The organism is Microbacterium sp. USHLN186 (assembly GCF_037145155.1).
Classification (GTDB): Bacteria; Actinomycetota; Actinomycetes; order Actinomycetales; family Microbacteriaceae; genus Microbacterium.
The window spans coordinates 547838-564253 of the sequence record NZ_JBBCYA010000002.1 but is presented as its reverse complement, the minus strand read 5'-3'; the positions used below and the strand labels follow the sequence as shown (position 1 = coordinate 564253).

Genomic DNA, 16416 nt, shown 5'->3' with positions numbered 1-16416 from the left:
GTGGTGCACCCGGTCACGCGTAGGATGATCTGATCGGGAACGGGAGCACGGAATGGCGGATTCGCAGGCCACATCGCAGGGTTCGAGCCTGCGCCGGCTGGTGCCGCGCATCTTCTCCCGCGCACCCCGCGTCAACGACCTCGACAACCTGATCCGCACGGTGCGGGCGAACCACCCGCGCGGTGACCTGCCGATCATCGAACGCGCCTACCGCGTCGCGAAGGAGAAGCACGAAGGGCAGCTGCGCCAGAGCGGTGAGCCGTACATCACGCATCCTCTGGCCGTCGCGCAGATCCTGGCCGAGCTCGGCCTCGGCCCGCGCGCGATCGCCGCCGCGCTGCTGCACGACACCGTCGAGGACACCGGCTACGCGCTGACCGAGCTGACCGCGGAGTTCGGCGACGAGGTCGCCATGCTCGTCGACGGGGTCACCAAGCTCGACAAGGTCAAGTACGGCGAGAGCGCCCAGGCCGAGACCGTCCGCAAGATGATCGTCGCGATGTCGAAGGACATCCGGGTGCTGCTCATCAAGCTCGCCGACCGTCTGCACAACGCCCGCACCTGGGGCTTCGTGCCGCCCGAGAAGTCGGCGCGCAAGGCGAAGGAGACGCTGGAGATCTATGCGCCGCTCGCGCATCGACTCGGAATCCAGACCATCAAATCCGAGCTCGAGGACCTCTCGTTCGCGGTGCTGCATCCGAAGATCTACGCCGAGATCAACAGCCTGATCGCGCAGCGCACCCCGCAGCGCGAGAAGTACCTGCAGAGCGTCATCGACTCGATCAACGAGGACCTGCGCGAGCTGCGCATCCGGGGCAAGGTCGTCGGACGTCCGAAGCAGCTGTACTCCGTGTATCAGAAGATGGTCGTGCGCGGTCGCGAGTTCGACGACATCTACGACCTGATCGGCATTCGCGTGCTGGTGGGCTCGGTGCGCGACTGCTATGCGGTGCTCGGCGCGATCCACGCCAGATGGACCCCGCTGCCCGGCCGGTTCAAGGACTACATCGCGACGCCGAAGTTCAACCTCTACCAGTCGCTGCACACCACCGTCATCGGCCCGTCCGGCCGCACCGTCGAGATCCAGATCCGCACGCACGAGATGCACCAGCAGGCGGAGTTCGGCGTCGCCGCGCACTGGATGTACAAGGAGCGGATGAACGGCGGGAAGGTCGACGCGCGCGCGACGGATGCCGACATGGCCTGGCTCGCGCACATCTCCGACTGGCAGGCCGAGACCGCAGACCCCAGCGAGTTCCTCGACTCGCTGCGCTTCGAGATCGGGGCGAAGGAGGTCTACGTCTTCACGCCGAAGGGACGCGTCATCGGACTGCCGGCCGGCGCGACGACGGTCGACTTCGCCTACGCCGTGCACACCGAGATCGGGCACCGCACCATGGGCGCCAAGGTCAACGGGCGTCTGGTGCCGCTGGAGACCCAGCTCAAGAGCGGCGACGTGGTGGAGGTCTTCACCTCGAAGAACCCGGACGCGGGCCCCAGCCAGGACTGGCTGAGCTTCGTCAAGAGCACGCGCGCACGCAACAAGATCCGCGGCTGGTTCACGAAGGAGCGTCGCGAGGAGGCGATCGAGCAGGGCAAGGAGTCCATCGCCCGCGCGATGCGCAAGCAGAACCTGCCGCTGCAGCGCCTGATGAACCAGGAGTCCTTCGCCGAAGTCGCGCGGCAGCTGCGCTACGAGGACGTCTCCGGCCTGTACGCCGCGGTGGGGGAGGGTCACGTCTCCACGCAGTCGGTGCTCGAGAAGGTCACCGCGCTCGTCGCGGCCGACGACGACACCAGCACCGGCGCGATCCAGCTGCCCGGACAGGCACCGGCACGCGAGCCGCGCACCAGCGACTCGGGCGTGCTCGTGCGCGGTGCATCCGACATCCTCGTCAAGCTCGCCCGCTGCTGCACCCCGGTGCCCGGCGACCCGATCGTGGGCTTCGTCACCCGAGGCAGCGGCGTGTCGGTGCACCGGCAGGACTGCGTCAACGTCAAAGCGCTGGGATCGGACCCGGAGCGGTTCATCGAGGTGGAGTGGGCACCCACCACGAAGAGCGTGTTCCGCGTGCAGATCCAGGTGGAGGCGCTCGACCGCTCCGGACTGCTCTCCGATGTGACGCGGGTGCTCAGCGAGCACCACGTGAACATCCTCTCGGCGACTGTCTCGACCACCGACGAGCGCCTGGCGCTGAGCCGGTTCGTGTTCGAGATGGGCGACTCGGTGCATCTGGACCGGGTGCTCAACGCCGTGCGGCGCATCGACGCGGTCTACGACGTGTACCGAGTCACGACCTCCTGACGACGCATCGGGCGCGCGGCGGCCGACCGTCGCGCGCCCCATCGGGCGCACCATCGAGTGCGTCGGGCGGAGCGCACAGCTCACCCAGCAGCCGCCGTGCGTGCTGTGCCCCCGGGCGCCGGACCGGGTCGGTCACCCGCCGACGCAGGTCGCCGGCTAGGCCCGGTGTCACCGCGATCAGCGCACGCAGCCAGCGCTCGTCTTCGGACGCGCGAGCAGAGCTGAACAGCAGCGAGGCCGCGGTGCTGACGGCTGTCGCCACCCGGACGCCGCCCACCATCTGCACGTCTTCGACGGCAAGACACCGCTCGTGATGCACCACGCGCGTGCTGAACTCGACCCGCTGCCGGCTGGCGCTGATCCGTGTGATGTGATGCACCGCCGGGGGCTGATCCCCCGCGCCGTGCACCCAGGCGGCGCTGGCGCCGCTCAGGGCAGTGCCCGCTGGCGCGAGCCGCGCGAGGCTGAAGGCGCGCGCGGCGGGTTCCTCCACTGTGTCGGCCGGCATGTAGCCGTCGCCGACCTCCACCACGTCGCCGTCCAGGCGCGCCGCACTCAGCTCCGGCAAGGAGAGCCGCTCACCGGGTCGGTAGAACAGGGCGGGGTGCACGCTGAACAGTATGAGCCTGCCCGCCCCGCAGCGGGTCGGCACGGCTCACGCTGTGGACAACCGGTCCGCTCAGCCTCCGAGAGCGCTCAGCCAGGCGCGCCGTGCCGAGAGGGCCTCGGTCGCCTGCTTCACCGCGCGGTTGTCGCCGGACTTCTCGGCCGCCGCGAGCTCGGCCTCGAGCTTCTCGATCGCCTCGATCAGCTGCGAGCTCATGTCATTGGCCCGCGCCTTGGTCTCGGGGTTGTTCTTCTTCCAGTCGACGTCCTCACGCGACTTCAGCGCCTGCTCGATCGAGCGCATCCGATCGTCGAGGGCGCGCTCCTTCTCGCGCGGGAAGATGCGGCCCACCTCGTCCCACTGACGCTGGATGCCTGTGAGCAGCGCACGAGCGCGCTTGAGGTTCGGCTCGTCGGCGACGGCCTTGGCCTCTTCCAGCAGCGCCTCGCGTGCTTCGATCTTCGGCGCGGAGTCGGCCTCCTCGGCGGCGGCCTGCTCCGCGCGAGCGGCGTAGAGCGCGTCGCCCGCGGCCTTGAACCTCGCCCACAGCGCGTCGTCGGCCTTGCGGCCTGCGCGCCCGGACGCCTTCCACGCGTCGAGCAGGTCGCGGTACGCGGGGATGCCGTCGACGCCGCGGGGCGCGAGCGCCTCGGCGCGCTCGACGAGTCGCGCCTTCGCGTCGCGGGCGGCGCGGTGCGTGTCGTCGAGTTCGGAGAAGAATGCGCGGCGGGCCTTGTCGACCGTCGTGCGGGCGTCGCGGAAGCGCTTCCAGAGCTGCTGGGCGACACCCTTCGGCAGACGCGGCGCGTTCTGCTGGTGCGCCTGCCACGCATCGAAGAGCTCGGTCATCTCCGCGGTGACCTGCTTCCACTGCACCTTCGAGAGGTCGCGGGCGGCGACCGCTTCGGCCTTCTCCACGATCTGCGTGCGCTCGGCGATCGCGGCGTCGAGCGCCGCCTTGGCGGCTGCCGACTCCTGGGCCGCGGCCTCGGCGAGCGAGGCGAGCAGAGTGTCGATGCGCTCGCGCAGCCCGGCCAGGTCGCCGACAGCGGCAGCATCGGTCGCCTCACCGCGCAGGTGGGTCGCCTGCTTGGTCAGATCGGATGCCGAGGTCCCGCCCTTCTGCGCGCGCGTCTCGAGCGTGCCGAGCTTGACGGCCAGATCGTCGTACTTGCGTGCGTAGTAGGCCAGGGCCTCCTCCGCGGTGCCATCGGGGTACTGCCCGACCGCACGCCACGACTCGCCCTCGCGCACTTCGACGGTGCCGTCCTCGGTCACGCGGCCCCATTCCGCGGCGTCCGAGGCGACCGGAGCGGCGGGTGCCGCAGCGACAGCCGGAGCGGCTGCGGGCATGGGCCGGCGCGGCGGTGCCGGCATGGGAGGGCGAGGCACGGGAGGGGTGGGCGTGGGGGCGTCGTTGTCAGACACGATGTGCTCCTTGCGCGGTCGTCCGCGGGAGTGGGAAAGGACGCTGCTCAGCCTAGTTCACTCACCGGACGTCTGCGTGGGAACGGGAGATGGCGTCGACGCGGGGACGGTGACCTGAGCGTGCAGGGTCTGGCTGACCACGGCGCCGATCACGATGACGGCGCCGACGAGGACGGAGATGAAGGTGTCACGGCGGCGACGGCTGACCGAGCGCTCGTGCCACGCGGCGCGCGCCGCGTAGATCCGTGCCCGCTCGGCTGCCGCGCGGGCGCGCTGGGTGTCGCGGGAACCGCGTGCTGCCATGGGGGTCCTCCTGATCCGTGCGAGAGCGGGTGCACCGGCAGAGAGCCTACCGGCCACGCTCCGCCGTCCCCCGTCCCGGCTAGCCTGGGAGCATGACCTCCGCCGCTCTGTTCCCGGGCCAGACGCCGCTCGCGGTGCGCATGCGGCCCGTCTCGCTGGACGAGGTCGCCGGACAGCAGCATCTGCTGCGCGCGGGGTCGCCGATCGTGGCGCTGGCCGACCCGGATGCCGCGGCGCCGGGCGCCGTGTCGATCATCCTGTGGGGTCCGCCTGGCACCGGCAAGACCACGCTCGCCCAGGCGATCGCGCGCTCCTCCGGGCGGCGCTTCGTGGAGCTGTCGGCGATCACCGCCGGAGTGAAGGATGTGCGGGAGGTGATGCAGGAGGCGGTCACGCAGCGCGACCTGTACGGCCAGTCGACGATCCTCTTCCTCGACGAGATCCACCGCTTCACGAAGGCACAGCAGGACGCGCTGCTGCCGGGCGTGGAGAACGGATGGGTGATCCTCATCGCCGCGACCACCGAGAACCCGTCCTTCTCGGTGATCTCGCCGCTGCTGTCGCGGTCCCTGCTGCTGACGCTCAAGCCGCTGACGGACGAGGACATCGGCGTGCTCCTCGACCGTGCCGTCTCGGACGCGCGTGGGCTCGCGGGTGCGGTCCGCGTCTCGGGCGACGCCCGTGCCGCGCTCATCCGGCTCGCCTCCGGCGATGGCCGGCGCGCGCTGACGGGGCTCGAGGCCGCCGCAGCGGTGGCCCTCTCGACCGCCGAGGCGGACGACGGCGACGACGGCGAGGCTGACGAGGCATCGGCGCTCGTCTCCGACGAGCACGTCGCACAGGCGGTGGATCGGGCGCTGCTGCGTTACGACCGCCAGGGCGATGAGCACTACGACGTGATCAGCGCGTTCATCAAGTCCATCCGCGGCTCCGATCCGGATGCCGCCGTGCACTACCTGGCGCGCATGATCGAGGCGGGGGAGGACCCGCGCTTCATCGCGCGGCGACTGGTCATCTCCGCCGCGGAGGACATCGGTCTCGCCGACCCGCAGGCGCTGACCATCGCGACCGCCGCCGCCGACGCGGTCGCCTTCATCGGCATGCCCGAAGGCCGCATCCCCCTGGCCGAAGCCACCATCTACCTGGCGACCACCGCGAAATCGAACGCCGCGTACGCGGCCATCAACCAGGCGATCGCCGATGTGCGCGCCGGCGGTTTCGGGCGTGTGCCCATCCACCTGCGCGACGCGCATTACGCGGGCGCGAAACGTCTCGGCCACGGCAAGGGATACCGCTACCCGCACGACGCCGAGGCCGGCATCCTCGCCCAGCAGTACCTGCCCGACGAGCTGGTCGGCCGACGCTACTACACCCCGAAGAACCTCGGCGCCGAGCGCGACATCACGCCGCGTCTGGAACGCATCCGGCGCATCCTCGACGGGCGCTGAGCGCGCCCAGCCCGATCTGTTAGCATTGAGCGGCTCGAAACCGAGTTTTCGGGCATCCCTCCACTCCTGTACCACTTCCCGATGCGCCCCGGCGTGCGCAGCGAGAAGGCGGAAGCGAGGCGATACGTCCGTGAGACGCGAGAGTCGCGTCCACGTCATGGAAGGAACACTTCGTGGTCACGAAGTCCCAGGACCGCCGCAAGGTCCGTCTCAGCCGCGCGCTGGGCATCCCGCTCACCCCGAAGGCCGCCCGCTACCTCGAGAAGCGTCCCTACGCTCCCGGTGAGCACGGCCGCACCAAGCGCAAGGCCGACAGCGACTACGCCGTCCGGCTGCGTGAGAAGCAGCGTCTGCGCGAGCAGTACGGCATCCGCGAGAAGCAGCTGCGCATCGCGTTCAACGAGGCCCGCCGCAAGGACGGCCTGACCGGTGAGAACCTGGTCGAGCTGCTCGAGATGCGTCTGGACGCGCTCGTCGTGCGCGCCGGCTTCGCCCGCACCACCGCGCAGGCCCGCCAGCTGGTGGTGCACCGCCACATCCTCGTCGACGGCCAGCTCGTCGACCGCCCGTCGTTCCGCGTGAAGCCGGGCCAGCTCATCCACGTCAAGCCGAAGAGCGAGGCTCTCGAGCCGTTCCAGGTTGCAGCCGCCGGCGGTCACGCCGAGGTCCTGCCCCCGGTTCCGGGCTACCTCGAGGTGGAGCTCGACAAGCTCCAGGCCCGCCTGGTGCGTCGTCCGAAGCGCGCTGAGGTCCCCGTGACCTGTGAAGTGCAGCTCGTCGTCGAGTACTACGCAGCTCGATAAGACACTGGGTGCCTGAGCCGGCCGAAGGCCAGCACGAGAGGCGTCGGGGATTCCCCGGCGCCTCTCGTCGTAGGATGGGGTGATGAAGAGACTGTCGTGGTTCCTGATCGGCGTGATCGGCGGTTTCGTCGCCGCCCACTTCATGAACAAGGACCCCCGCGGGCAGGAGATCTTCGCCGACCTCGACGCCCGGCTGTCACAGGTCACCGCCATCATGGGCGACGCGTACCGCCAGCAGGACGCCCGCCTGTCCGATCCCGCAGACGCCTGATCTGATCGCCCCTCGCCGCGCTCTCGGGCGCGGCGCTCGCACGCAAGGAACACCACGAGCTCTATGAAAACTGCGGAGATCGCGCAGCGGTATCTCGACTTCTTCGAGAAGAACGACCACCTCATCGTCCCCTCCGCCTCGCTGGTCAGCGACGACCCCTCGCTGCTGTTCACCGTCGCCGGCATGGTGCCGATGATCCCGTACCTCACCGGCGTGGTCCCGGCCCCGCATCCGCGCATCGCCGATATGCAGAAGTGCATCCGCACCAACGACATCGAAGAGGTCGGCCGCACCGCCCGGCACGGCACCTTCTTCCAGATGCTCGGCAACTGGTCGTTCGGCGACTACTTCAAGGAGGGGGCGATCCGCTACGCGTGGGAGCTGCTGACCTCCTCCGAGAGCGACGGCGGCCTCGGCTTCGACGAGAAGGACCTGTGGGTCACCGTCTACGAGACCGACGATGAGGCCGAGGCGATCTGGCGCGACGTGATCGGGCTGCGGCCCGAGCGCATCCAGCGCCTGGGCCGCGCGGACAACTACTGGAACACCGGCCAGCCGGGCCCCGGCGGTCCCGACTCCGAGATCTTCTTCGACCGCGGACCGTCCTACGGCAAGGACGGCGGCCCCGCCGTCGACGACACGCGCTTCCTGGAGATCTGGAACCTCGTGTTCATGCAGGACTTCATCGAGAACATCCGCGGCAAGACCGAGTTCGACATCGTCGGCGAGCTGCCGCAGAAGAACATCGACACGGGTATGGGCCTCGAGCGCGTCGCCTTCCTCAAGCAGGGCGTCGAGAACATGTACGAGACCGACCAGGTGCGCCCGGTGCTCGACCGCGCCGTCGAACTGTCCGGGCGTCGCTACGGTGCCGTGCACGAGGACGACGTGCGCTTCCGCGTCATCGCCGACCATGTGCGCTCGTCGCTCATGCTGCTCTCCGACGGGGTGCGCCCGTCCAACGAGGGCCGCGGCTACATCCTGCGCCGGCTGATGCGTCGCACCGTGCGGGCCATGCGCCTGCTGGGCGTGGACACCCCGAGCTTCCCCGAGCTGTTCGCCGCGTCGCGGGACGCCATGAAGTCGGCATACCCGGTGCTGGAGACCGAATGGTCGACCCTGTCATCGGCGGCCTTCGCGGAGGAGGAGACCTTCCGCCGGACCCTCGCCCAGGGCTCGACCATCCTCGACCTGGCGCTGGACGAGACGAAGAAGAAGGGAGCGTCGACCCTCAGCGGCTCCGAGGCGTTCCTGCTGCACGACACCTACGGCTTCCCGATCGATCTCACGCTCGAAGTCGCCGAGGAGGCCGGACTCGACGTCGATCGCGGTGCCTTCGACACCCTGATGAAGGAGCAGCGCGACCGCGCCAAGGCCGACGCGCGCAACCGCAAGCGCCAGCTCGCCGACGTCTCGGTCTACCGCGAGTTCCGCGCACTCGGCGAGACCGGCTTCGCCGGCTACACCGACCTGCAGACCGAGTCCCGGGTACTCGGACTGATCGTCGACGGCGCTTCCGTGCAGACCGCCTCCGATGGGCAGGTCGCCGAGGTCATCCTCGCCGAGACCACCCTGTATGCGGAATCCGGTGGTCAGGTCGCCGACAAGGGCACCATCGTCGGCACGGGCTTCGAACTCGACGTGCTCGACGTGCAGCGCCCGGTGCCCGGGCTGATCAGCCACACCGTGCACGTGGCATCCGGTTCCGTCGCGCTCGACGACCGCGCCACGAGCGTCGTCGACGCCGCGAATCGGCGCGCCGCGCGTCAGGCGCACTCCGCGACGCACCTCGTGCACGCCGCCCTGCGCGACACCCTGGGCAAGAGCGCCACGCAGTCCGGATCGCTCAATCGCGCCGGGTACATGCGCTTCGACTTCGCGTGGTCGCAGCCGCTCTCGGCCGACACGCGCTCGGAGATCGAGGACATCACCAACCGCGCCGTCAACGACGCGCTCGAGGTGACCACTCGCATCGTCTCGCTCGACGAGGCCAAGGAGGCCGGCGCCATGGCGCTGTTCGGCGAGAAGTACGGCGACGTGGTGCGCATGGTCGACATCGGCGGACCCTGGTCGCGCGAGCTGTGCGCCGGCACTCACGTGTCGACGAGCTCGGAGATCGGTCTGGTGAGCCTGGTGGGCGAGTCGTCGGTCGGCGCCTCCAACCGCCGCATCGAGGCTCTCGTCGGGCAGGACGCCTTCCGCGAGCTCGCGGCCGAGCGCACCGTCATCTCGCAGCTGACCGCCGCGCTGAAGACGCCGCGCGATCAGCTCGGCGCGCGCATCGAAGAGCTGCAGGCCGGCCTCAAGGCTGCCGAGAAGCGCATCGCGCAGTTCGAGGCCAAGGAGCGCGAGGGCCGCGTGCCCGCGCTGGTCGAGTCGGCCGTGCGCGTGGGCGGGTACCGGGTGGCATCCGCGTCGCTGGGCGAGGTCGGATCCGCCGACGACGTGCGCACCCTCGCGCTGAGCGTGCGCGAGCGACTGGGGTCGGATGCCGCGGTCGTGGCGTTCGGGGGAGTGGTCTCTTCTCGTCCGATCGTCGTCGTCGCCACCAACGACGCCGCCCGCGCAGCCGGCGCGAAGGCGGGGGCACTGGTGCGCATCGCCGCGGGCCTGCTCGGCGGCGGCGGAGGAGGCAAGGACGACGTCGCACAGGGCGGCGGCACCGACGCCTCGGCGCTGGACGGCGCGCTGTCGGCGATCGTCTCGGAGCTCGGAGGCGCGTGAGCGGCTTCCGCCGGGGCACGCGGCTCGGAATCGACGTCGGCAAGGCCCGGGTCGGCGTCTCACGCTGCGACCCGGACGGGATGCTGGCGGTTCCCGTCGAGACCGTGCCGCGCTCGGACACGGCTATCGCGCGGATCCTGGAGATCGTCGCGGAGTGGCAGCCGATCGAGATCGTCGTCGGACTGCCCGTGAACCTGCGCGGCGACGAGACCCTGTCGACGGCCGATGCGCGCGAGTTCGCCGGGGAGCTGCGCCGGCAGTGCGCAGTCGACGTGCGTCTGGTCGACGAGCGGCTGAGCACCGTGACCGCCCACGCTGCCCTGCGCTCGTCGGGGCGCTCGCAGAAGAAGTCTCGTAGCATTGTCGATCAGGTGGCGGCAGTGGTGCTGTTGCAGCACGCGGTCGACACCGAGAAGAGCACCGGACGCCCGACCGGAACGCTGATCCCCTCTCCCCAGGAGCCGCCGCGCGATGTCTGATCCGCACGACCGCACGCCCGATCCTCTCGGCGACTTCTTCGACAACGTGCCGACGGCGTCTTCTCCGCTGCCCGAGCAGGAAGCCCGCGACGAGCCCGCGCCGGGGTCGCGTCGTGCTCGGCGGGCAGCCGCGGCGCGTACAGACGCGCAGCCCGAGCCCTCCCCACGCGACGCCGCGCCGGCGACAGTCGTGCCGGGCGCCGCGGCCGCGAACGTCGCGGTGGACGCCCCGGCGCACGACGAGCCGACCGACCCCGAGCACGGGTCGCTCGAGGCGCTGTTCACCCCGGAGAGCACGCCCGCCGTCTCTCGCCCGCGCCGTGGACGCGGTTGCCTGATCGCACTGATCATCCTGCTCGTCGTGGCGGGCGGGATCGCCGCCGGCGGCGCATACGTGTGGAACATCTACGGCGATCGCATCAGCGACGCGATGGGCTGGGGCGAGCCGAAGGACTACGAGGCGGGGATCGCGACCGGCGAGGCGATCGTGACGATCAACAAGGGCGACACGGGCTCGCCGGTCTCGACCGCGCTGTTCGAGGCGAAGGTCACCAAGACCGATCGGGTGTTCTACGACTACCTCATCGAGCACGAGCCGGACGCGCAGTTCTTCCCCGGCGTGTACAAGCTGCAGCAGAAGATGACGGCAGCTGCCGCGCTCAAGGCACTCGAGGATCCCGCGAACCGCATGGCGAACACCGTGCGCATCGAGGAGGGCAGCACCGTCGAGAAGTCGCTGCCGCAGATCGCCGCGGGCGTCGACATCCCGCTGGAGGAGCTGCAGGCCGCGGTCAAGGACCCGGCAGCGTACGGCGTGCAGGCGGAACGGCTCGAGGGCTGGCTGTTCCCCGCGACTTACACGTTCGATCCCGGCGTCACGGCGACCGACGTGATCACCGCGATGGTACAGCGCACGCGCGCCTCGCTCGCCGACGCGGGTGTTCCGGATGCCGATGCGCAGCGCGTGCTGACGGTGGCGTCGATCATCGAGCGCGAGGCGCGCACCGCCGACTTCGCGAAGGTGTCGCGCGTGATCGAGAACCGTGTGGCTGACGGCATGATGCTGCAGATGGACTCCACCGCGCAGTACGGGTACGGCGAGCTGCACGCGGGCAAGGCGAGCACCTCGGACGAGGCGCAGTACGACGACAACGCGTGGAACACCTACGTGATCACCGGGTTGCCGAAGACGCCGATCGCGAACCCCAGCGACGATGCCATCAAGGCGGCGATGCACCCGGCTGACGGACCGTGGCTGTACTTCGTGACGGTGGACTTCGAGACGGGCGAGACCCAGTTCTCGACCACGTACGCCGAGCACCAGCAGGGCATCGAGAAGATGCGCTCGTGGTGTCGGGCGCACTCCGAGTACAAGGGCTGCTGAGGTGGCCGAGGTGCCCGAGGCTGTCGAGGTGGGGGCCACCCGACTCGCCGTGTGGGGTGACCCGATCGGACACAGCCGCTCGCCGGCGCTGCACACCGCCGCCTACCATCAGCTCGGACTGGACTGGACGTACGAACGCCGACGCGTCGACCGCGAGGGCTTCGCCCCGGCGCTGTCGACGCTCGACGACTCCTGGCGAGGGTTGTCGCTGACCATGCCCCTCAAGGAGGTCGCGCACGACGCGGCCGACGAGCTGGACCGCCACGCGGCACTCACGGGTGCCGTGAACACGCTGCGGCTTGGCAGCACGATGCGCGGATTCAACACTGACGTGGGCGGCATCGTCGATGCCCTCCGCCACGCCGGTGTGAGCGAGGTGCGCCGTGCACGCGTGCTGGGGGCGGGGGCGACGGCGGCGTCGGCACTGGTCGCCCTGCGAGAGCTCGGCGCGGAGGAGATGGAGGTGCGTGCGCGCCGGCCTGAGGCCGCTGCGCGGCTCACCGCCATCGCCGAGCGGCTCGGCGTCGACCTGCGCGTGCGGGACTTCGACGCGGTGGCATCCGACGTCGACGCGACGGTCGCCACCCTGCCCAGCGGCACCGTGCTCGATTCCGAGATCGCCGCCCCGCTCGTCGCCGTCGGCGGCACGCTGTTCGAGGCCGCCTACGCGCCGTGGCCGTCCGCACTGGCCGCGCTGTGGCCGCCGCAGAACGTGATCTCCGGGTTCGAGATGCTGCTGTTCCAGGCGGTGCGGCAGATCCGCATCTTCCGCCACGGCGACCAGCAGATCCCCCTGCCCGACGAGGCCGTCACAGTCGACATCATGCGCGCAGCGGGCATGGGAGACTAGAGCAATGCTCCGCGTGCTCACCGCCGGCGAATCGCACGGCCCCGAACTCATCGCCATCGCCGAGGGCCTGCCCTCGGGCGTGTCGATCTCCGCCGAGGCCATCCAGGCCGACCTGCAGCGACGCAAGCTCGGTTACGGACGCGGTTCGCGGATGAAGTTCGAGCAGGACGAGCTGACGATCTCCAGCGGCGTCCGGCACGGGCTCACACTCGGCAGCCCGATCGCCCTGCGCATCGGCAACACGGAATGGCCGAAGTGGGTCGAGGTGATGAGCGCGGCACCGGTCGAGCTGACCGAGCGCTCCCGCGGCCGAGGAGCGGCGCTGACGCGGCCGCGCCCCGGGCACGCCGATCTGGTGGGCATGCAGAAGTACGACTTCGACGAGGCGCGTCCGATCCTCGAGCGCGCGAGCGCGCGTGAGACCGCCGCGCGTGTCGCTCTGGGCGCGCTCGCCAGGGCGTTCCTCGCCGAGCTCGGCATCCGCCTGGTGAGCCACACGCTCTCGATCGGTCCGGTGCAGGTGCCCGAGGGCGCCGCGCTGCCGACCCCGGACGACGTGGACGCGCTGGATGCCGATCCACTGCGCTGCTTCGACCCGGAGACCTCGGCGCGGATGGTCGCGGAGGTCGACGACGCACGAAGGTCCGGTGACACGCTGGGCGGCATCGTCGAAGTGCTCGCGTACGGCCTGCCGCCGGGGATCGGCTCACACGTGCACTGGGATCGCCGGCTGGACGGCCGTCTGGCCCAGGCGCTGATGAGCATCCAGGCGATCAAGGGGGTCGAAGTCGGCGACGGGTTCGAGACCACCCGCCGGCGCGGTTCCGCCGCGCATGACGAGCTGTTCGGCACCGACGGCGGCATCACCCGCTCCTCAGATCGCGCCGGCGGCATCGAGGGCGGCATGAGCACGGGGACAGTGCTGCGTGTGCGCGCGGGAATGAAGCCGATCGCGACCGTGCCGCGCGCGCTGCGCACGGTGGACGTGGCCTCCGGCGAGTCCGCCACCGCGCACCACCAGCGCTCCGACGTCTGCGCCGTGCCCGCCTCCGGCGTGGTGGCCGAGGCGATGGTGGCGATCGAGCTGGCGAACTCGCTGCTCGAGAAGTTCGGCGGCGACAGCATCCGCGAGACGCGTCGGAACCTCGAGTCCTACCTCGCGGGGATTCCCGACGCGCTGCGCACGGCACCAGCGTCCGAGGCGGCGCTGCTCGTCCATGATGAGCTCGGCTGAGCAGCCGCTGACCCTCGTGCTCGTCGGCCCGATGGCGGCGGGCAAGACGAGTGTGGGGCGCAAGGTCGCCCGGCTGCTCGCTGTGCCGTTCGTCGACACCGACAAGCGCATCGCCGCCGACCACGGCCCGATCCCAGAGATCTTCACGACGCACGGCGAGGCGCACTTCCGAGCGCTCGAGCGCGACGCGGTCCGTGCCGCTGTCGCCGAGGGCGGCGTGATCTCCCTCGGCGGGGGAGCGGTGACCGACTCCGCGACCAGAGCGCTGCTGCGGCGGCATCCGGTTGTCTTCCTCACCGTCAGCGCGGATGCCGTGGCGCAGCGCATCCGGGGATCCGCACGCCCGCTGCTCGCCGGCGAGGACGACCCCGTCTCCCGCTGGCGCGACATCTTCGATCAGCGACGCAGCTGGTACGAGGAGGTCGCGGATCTGACCGTCGACACATCGCGTCGCCCCATGCGGGCACTGGCGGAGGAGATCGCCGCCTGGAGGAGGAAGCAGTCATGAGCACGACCACCATCAGCGTCACCGGTGCGAGCCCGTACGACATCACGGTCGGGCGCGACATCCTGGGCCGCGTCCGGGCCGCTCTGGATCCTGCGGTGCGCAAGGCGCTCGTCGTGCATCCGCCGACCCTGGCGAAGCGCGCGGCCGAGCTGCGTGACCGGCTGATGGCCGACAGCGGCCTCGAGGTGCTGCTCGCGGAGATCCCCGATGCCGAGGCCGGCAAGCGCATCGAGGTGGCCGCGTTCTGCTGGCAGGTGATGGGCCAGGCCGACTTCACCCGTACCGACGCTGTGATCGGCTACGGCGGCGGATCGGTCACCGACGTCGCCGGATTCGTGGCCGCGACCTGGCTGCGGGGCGTGCAGGTCGTGCAGGTGCCCACGACGGTGCTGGGCCTCGTGGATGCCGCGGTCGGCGGCAAGACGGGCGTGAACACCGCCGAGGGCAAGAACATGGTCGGCGCGTTCTGGGCGCCGCGGGCGGTGATCGGCGATCTCGACGAGCTGCAGAGCCTCAGCGCGAACGAGGCAACGGCCGGGTACGCCGAGGTGGTGAAGGCGGGCTTCATCTGGGCGCCGGAGATCCTCGACATCGTCGAGGCCGCGCCGGAACGGGCGGTCGATCCCTCGACTGAGGAGTTCCGTCGCACGGTGGAGCTGGCGATAGAGATGAAGGCGAAGGTCGTCTCGGATGACTTCCGCGAAGCCGGGCTGCGCGAGATCCTCAACTACGGTCATACCCTCGGCCACGCGATCGAGCACGCGGAGCGGTACCAGTGGCGGCACGGGGCGGCGATCTCGATCGGGATGATGTACGCCGCCGAGCTGTCCCGGCTCGCGGGCCGGCTCTCGGATGCCGGTGCTGATCGGCACCGCTCGGTGCTGGAGTCGCTGGGCCTGCCGACGACGTACCGGGCCGGCGCGTGGCCGCAGCTGCTGGCGACCATGCAACGCGACAAGAAGGCGCGCGGTGGGATGCTGCGCTTCATCCTGCTCGATGACATCGCCAAGCCCACGGTGGTGCAGGCACCGGACGAGTCGCTGATGTTCGCCGCCTACCAGGAAGTGGCCGGATGAGCGTCGTGGTGCGCCGGGTGCGCGCAGACGAGTGGCGCCGGGCGCGGGACTTGCGCCTGGAAGCGGTGCGCGATCCCGCGGCGCGGATCGCCTTCCTGCACTCCTACGAGGAGGAGGCGGCGCGTGAGGACGCGTTCTGGCAGTCGCGCGCGCGCGGCGCAGCCGTCGGGGCCGAGGTCGCGCAGTTCGTCGCCGAGTCGGGCGAGGACTGGGTCGGCACGCTGTCGGTGCTGCGCCGCGAGGCGGGCACGCCTGACCATCACGGGCGCATCGTCGAAACGCCGCGCGCCGATGTGGTCGGGGTGTACGTGCGCCCGGACAGCCGCGGCGAGGGCACGATCGAGGCGCTGTTCGACGCGGCCGCCCAGTGGACGCGCCGCCTTGGCGATGGCTCGCTGATGCTGGACGTGCACGTCGACAACGTCCGTGCTCAGGCGGCGTACCGGCGCTGCGGGTTCGCCGAGACCGGTCTGCGGTTCACCGGCAGCATCGGGCCGGAACTCGAGATGGCGTTCGCCCTCGACGCCGACGCGGCGGGGGAGGGAAAGTGAGCCGGTCGGTGCCGCGGCGACTGCTGCTCGTCAACGGTCCGAATCTCAACCTGCTCGGCACTCGCGAGCCGGGCATCTACGGATCGGCGACGCTCGCCGATGTCGAGCGTCTGACGACGGATGCCGCCACCGCGCTCGGCTACGAGGTGCGGGCGGCGCAGAGCAATCACGAGGGCGCGCTCATCGATGCGATCCACGCGGCGCGAACCGACTGCGCGGGAGTGGTGATCAACCCCGGCGGCCTGACGCACACCTCCGTGTCGCTGCGCGACGCGCTGACCGGGGTCGGGCTGCCGTTCGCCGAGGTGCACATCTCAGACGTGCACGCTCGAGAAGCTTTCCGCCACTTCTCGTATCTGGAGGATGTCGCCGCGGTGCGCGTGATCGGGCAGGGCGTCGACGGCTACGCGCGCGCGGTGCACGAGCTCGTGGCGCTGCTCTGAGG

16 protein-coding genes are annotated in these 16416 nt (G+C 70.5%); 13 read left to right on the top strand and 3 right to left on the bottom strand.

Annotated elements, in window-relative coordinates:
- The first annotated feature begins 52 nt into the window (after positions 1-52).
- Positions 53-2305: a RelA/SpoT family protein gene (locus WFG93_RS06740; protein ID WP_336645546.1), complete on the top strand. Its 2253-nt coding sequence runs from the start codon at positions 53-55 to the stop codon at positions 2303-2305.
- On the opposite strand, the gene WFG93_RS06735 is transcribed toward WFG93_RS06740, so the two are convergent.
- From WFG93_RS06735 to WFG93_RS06725, 3 genes are all read right to left on the bottom strand, one after another.
- The gene (locus tag WFG93_RS06735) at positions 2292-2915 is read right to left on the bottom strand and encodes an SAM-dependent methyltransferase (protein ID WP_336645545.1); all 624 of its coding nucleotides are present in this window, start codon (positions 2913-2915) and stop codon (positions 2292-2294) included. The genes WFG93_RS06740 and WFG93_RS06735 overlap by 14 nt on opposite strands.
- A gap of 69 nt (positions 2916-2984) precedes the next feature.
- Positions 2985-4340, bottom strand: a complete 1356-nt coding sequence (locus WFG93_RS06730; RefSeq protein ID WP_336645544.1) for a DUF349 domain-containing protein — start codon at positions 4338-4340, stop codon at positions 2985-2987.
- A gap of 57 nt (positions 4341-4397) precedes the next feature.
- On the bottom strand, positions 4398-4643 hold the full coding sequence (locus WFG93_RS06725; RefSeq protein ID WP_336645543.1) for a hypothetical protein: 246 nt from the start codon (positions 4641-4643) through the stop codon (positions 4398-4400).
- Positions 4644-4735: 92 nt separating this feature from the next.
- On the opposite strand from WFG93_RS06725, the gene WFG93_RS06720 reads away from it, so the two are divergent.
- From WFG93_RS06720 to WFG93_RS06665, 12 genes are all read left to right on the top strand, one after another.
- Positions 4736-6091 carry a replication-associated recombination protein A gene (locus WFG93_RS06720; protein WP_336645542.1) on the top strand — a complete coding sequence of 452 codons (1356 nt, stop codon included), beginning with the start codon at positions 4736-4738 and terminating at the stop codon, positions 6089-6091.
- A 173-nt stretch (positions 6092-6264) separates the two neighbouring features.
- Positions 6265-6894: a 30S ribosomal protein S4 gene (gene rpsD, locus WFG93_RS06715; RefSeq protein WP_336645541.1), complete on the top strand. Its 630-nt coding sequence runs from the start codon at positions 6265-6267 to the stop codon at positions 6892-6894.
- An 82-nt stretch (positions 6895-6976) separates the two neighbouring features.
- Positions 6977-7165 (top strand): hypothetical protein, encoded by a 189-nt coding sequence (locus WFG93_RS06710; RefSeq protein WP_336645540.1) that lies wholly within the window; start codon positions 6977-6979, stop codon positions 7163-7165.
- 63 nt (positions 7166-7228) lie between these two features.
- Positions 7229-9889: an alanine--tRNA ligase gene (gene alaS / locus WFG93_RS06705; RefSeq protein WP_336645539.1), complete on the top strand. Its 2661-nt coding sequence runs from the start codon at positions 7229-7231 to the stop codon at positions 9887-9889.
- Positions 9886-10368: a Holliday junction resolvase RuvX gene (ruvX, locus tag WFG93_RS06700; RefSeq protein WP_336645538.1), complete on the top strand. Its 483-nt coding sequence runs from the start codon at positions 9886-9888 to the stop codon at positions 10366-10368. The genes alaS and ruvX overlap by 4 nt, the downstream gene beginning before the upstream one ends.
- A complete protein-coding gene (gene mltG, locus WFG93_RS06695; protein ID WP_336645537.1) occupies positions 10361-11752 on the top strand; it encodes an endolytic transglycosylase MltG in 1392 nt (463 codons plus the stop codon). The genes ruvX and mltG overlap by 8 nt, the downstream gene beginning before the upstream one ends.
- A 1-nt stretch (position 11753) precedes the next feature.
- Positions 11754-12602 (top strand): shikimate dehydrogenase family protein, encoded by an 849-nt coding sequence (locus WFG93_RS06690; RefSeq protein ID WP_336645536.1) that lies wholly within the window; start codon positions 11754-11756, stop codon positions 12600-12602.
- Between the two features lie 4 nt (positions 12603-12606).
- On the top strand, positions 12607-13836 hold the full coding sequence (gene aroC / locus WFG93_RS06685) for a chorismate synthase (protein ID WP_336645535.1): 1230 nt from the start codon (positions 12607-12609) through the stop codon (positions 13834-13836).
- Positions 13823-14344: a shikimate kinase gene (locus WFG93_RS06680; RefSeq protein ID WP_442928242.1), complete on the top strand. Its 522-nt coding sequence runs from the start codon at positions 13823-13825 to the stop codon at positions 14342-14344. Before aroC ends, WFG93_RS06680 begins: the two co-directional genes overlap by 14 nt.
- On the top strand, positions 14341-15420 hold the full coding sequence (aroB, locus tag WFG93_RS06675; RefSeq protein WP_336645533.1) for a 3-dehydroquinate synthase: 1080 nt from the start codon (positions 14341-14343) through the stop codon (positions 15418-15420). Before WFG93_RS06680 ends, aroB begins: the two co-directional genes overlap by 4 nt.
- Positions 15417-15971, top strand: coding sequence for a GNAT family N-acetyltransferase (locus WFG93_RS06670; RefSeq protein WP_336645532.1), 555 nt, complete (start codon positions 15417-15419; stop codon positions 15969-15971). The genes aroB and WFG93_RS06670 overlap by 4 nt, the downstream gene beginning before the upstream one ends.
- A complete protein-coding gene (locus tag WFG93_RS06665; RefSeq protein WP_336645531.1) occupies positions 15968-16414 on the top strand; it encodes a type II 3-dehydroquinate dehydratase in 447 nt (148 codons plus the stop codon). Before WFG93_RS06670 ends, WFG93_RS06665 begins: the two co-directional genes overlap by 4 nt.
- The last annotated feature ends 2 nt before the right edge of the window (positions 16415-16416 follow it).

Coding starts and splice junctions, on each gene's coding strand:
- aroB (WP_336645533.1), top strand. CDS start 14,341: ATGAGCACGACCACCATCAGCGTCACCGGTGCGAGCCCGTACGACATC.
- WFG93_RS06720 (WP_336645542.1), top strand. CDS start 4,736: ATGACCTCCGCCGCTCTGTTCCCGGGCCAGACGCCGCTCGCGGTGCGC.
- WFG93_RS06680 (WP_442928242.1), top strand. CDS start 13,823: ATGAGCTCGGCTGAGCAGCCGCTGACCCTCGTGCTCGTCGGCCCGATG.
- WFG93_RS06725 (WP_336645543.1), bottom strand. CDS start 4,643: ATGGCAGCACGCGGTTCCCGCGACACCCAGCGCGCCCGCGCGGCAGCC.
- WFG93_RS06710 (WP_336645540.1), top strand. CDS start 6,977: ATGAAGAGACTGTCGTGGTTCCTGATCGGCGTGATCGGCGGTTTCGTC.
- alaS (WP_336645539.1), top strand. CDS start 7,229: ATGAAAACTGCGGAGATCGCGCAGCGGTATCTCGACTTCTTCGAGAAG.
- mltG (WP_336645537.1), top strand. CDS start 10,361: ATGTCTGATCCGCACGACCGCACGCCCGATCCTCTCGGCGACTTCTTC.
- aroC (WP_336645535.1), top strand. CDS start 12,607: ATGCTCCGCGTGCTCACCGCCGGCGAATCGCACGGCCCCGAACTCATC.
- WFG93_RS06740 (WP_336645546.1), top strand. CDS start 53: ATGGCGGATTCGCAGGCCACATCGCAGGGTTCGAGCCTGCGCCGGCTG.
- WFG93_RS06670 (WP_336645532.1), top strand. CDS start 15,417: ATGAGCGTCGTGGTGCGCCGGGTGCGCGCAGACGAGTGGCGCCGGGCG.